The following is a 1,636-nucleotide window of genomic DNA, read 5'->3' as shown; positions in this document are numbered from 1 at the left end:
CTCCGTGACCGTGCCGACGGCCAGGGCGATGCGCGCGGCGGAGGTGTCGAGGGCGGCGCGGAACAGCTCCTGGTAGCGCTCGCTCGGCTGGTACTCGACCGGCAGCGACTCGGCGTAGTGCGCGCCGCCGCTCTGGATCGCCTCCTCACGCTCCTCGGTGGGCGCTTCGAGGGTCACCTCGGAGAGGTCCTGGAGCAGCCAGCCGACGTCGTCGGGCGCGTACGAGGAGAAGGCGGGGCCGCGGAGCGGTTCGGGGAGCAAGGATGACCTTTCGGGGGCGTGCGGCGCGGGCACGTACGAGGGGACGACGGCCAGCAGGACCCGCGGGACGTGCGCGGAGAGCTGGGCCAGGAGGCCGTCGGGCGCGTGCAGCCCGGTGGTGTCGGCGGTGGAGTCCACGACGGCGACGACCGCGTCGAAGCCGCCGCCCGCGACGTTGTAGGCGAAGCGCGGCCCGGGGCCGTCGGCGGGCTCGTCGTGCGCGGGGAAGACGAGGCGGGTGCGGATCGCGTAGCCGGGGTCGTCGACGGCGAGCACGGGCGACCGGGTGGTGGTGGAGAACCGCACGTCGGCCCCGATGAGCCGCTCAAGCTCCACGCCGAGGGCGAGCGGCGCGTACATCAGCTCCTCGAAGCCGAGGACGAGGACGCGTCGGGCGTCGGGCGGCAGCTCCCCGGCGATCCGGCCCGCCATGCCGGGCAGGGCCTCCTGGAGCCGGGCCCGGTGGGCGGGGGTGAAGCCGTGCCGTCCGCCGTCGGGCACCCCGGCGGGCCACCCGAGGTCGACGCGGACGGCCGGGACCCGTACCTCGCGGGGCCCCGGCACGGCGGCCGTCTCGTGCGCGGCGACCAGCGCCCGCCCCTTCTCCAGGACGCCGTCGGGCAGGCGCACCGTCCCCGCGGCCCGCGTGATCAGGTCGACCCGCGCGCCGATCTCCCCGGCGAACGCGGCGAGGCGCCCCCGGTCCCGCGGCGAGCGCATGTCGACGAGGGCGACGATCACGTACCGCTCGCGGGGGTAGCGCTCGTGCAGGGCGCGGACGGTGTTCAGGACCGTGTTGCCGGTGGAGAACTCGTCGTCGACGAGGACCAGCGGGCCCGCTCCGGCGAGGAGCCGGGGGTCCTCCGGCAGCAGCAGGTGCGAGGTGGCGTGGGAGTGGGACTCCTCGAAGCCGCCCGCGCGCGCGACGCCCTCGACCGGCCGCCGGGTGGAGTGCAGGTAGGGCGCGAGGCCGATGCCGTCGGCGACGGCGTGGCCGAGGCCGGTGGCGGTCTCCGCGTAGCCGAGGACGACCGCGGCGCCCGCCTCGTCGTCGCCGAGCAGCTCCCGCACCCGGACCCCGAGGCCGTGTCCGGCCGCGTACACCACGGAGGGGAGCTGCGGCACGTGCTTGCCGAGCACGTTGGAGACCAGGAGGTGGGCGCGCTTGGGGTTGCGCCGCAGGGCGAGGCCGAGCAGTCCGGGCAGCGCCTCGTCGCCTTCGAGTCCGACTCCGAGCCGCTCGGCGACCCAGCTTCCCGACCACACCGCGCCCTGCGCGGCTTCCGCGGTTTCCGCGTCTTCAGTCACGTACGTCATGTTCCTTGCGTTCGCACCGGTCGCGAGGGCCGGTGGTGAGGGGGGAGTGGGTGAGGGG

The 1,636-nt window shown here is 75.9% G+C and carries 1 protein-coding gene; it reads right to left on the bottom strand.

What is annotated here, in order from left to right; genetic code table 11:
- A partial coding sequence (locus AB8Z36_RS40440; RefSeq protein WP_440582136.1) for a phosphoribosyltransferase family protein occupies positions 1–1,578 on the bottom strand: 1,578 nt, incomplete at its 3' end.
- Between the last annotated feature and the right edge of the window lie 58 nt (positions 1,579–1,636).

Origin of the sequence: Streptomyces flavofungini (genome assembly GCF_041028215.1) — a bacterium.
In the GTDB taxonomy this organism is placed as follows: domain Bacteria; phylum Actinomycetota; class Actinomycetes; order Streptomycetales; family Streptomycetaceae; genus Streptomyces; species Streptomyces flavofungini_B.
This window is presented reverse-complemented; position numbering and strand designations above follow the sequence as displayed.